Genomic DNA, 418 nt, shown 5'->3' with positions numbered 1-418 from the left:
GCTTTTCTAAAGATTCATATTTCTCCAGCAAGTTCATAATTTCCTGCTTGCTGCGAAAGCGTACTGCCCGACGCGGTTTGATTGGTTGTAGCTCCATAATAATATTTTATGAAGCCAAATTTATAAACCGTGATAGCTCTCGTCAAGATGCACTGTAGTGTTAGCTTACGTATATAATTGATTATTTTTTTACCCTACAGCTCATGCTTTCCTCGGCTCACCGCCGCCGATGGGCTCTTTCTTTTTGATGTCAAAAAGACCAGCATAGCTAGCTTGAATGCCGTTGAAAACATAAAAGCCCATGAAAAAACAAAAAACACCGGCTGAAAATTTTTCTTTCAAAGTTAGTGGGTTGGCTGTGTCTGTGGAGTCCGAAAAATTTGTTAGGCCGGATTTAAGTAGAACGGAGATACGGTGC

The 418-nt window shown here is 40.7% G+C and carries 1 protein-coding gene; it reads right to left on the bottom strand.

Annotated features, from left to right (window positions below):
* Positions 1-201 precede the first annotated feature (201 nt).
* On the bottom strand, positions 202-418 hold a 217-nt coding region (locus AW17_RS24760; RefSeq protein WP_036670893.1), incomplete at its 5' end, for a hypothetical protein.

The sequence above is a fragment of the Pedobacter borealis DSM 19626 genome (assembly GCF_000708285.2).
Taxonomy (GTDB): Bacteria; Bacteroidota; Bacteroidia; order Sphingobacteriales; family Sphingobacteriaceae; genus Pedobacter; species Pedobacter borealis.
The sequence above is the reverse complement of the archived record's forward strand: the minus strand, read 5'-3'. Positions and strand labels throughout refer to the sequence as shown.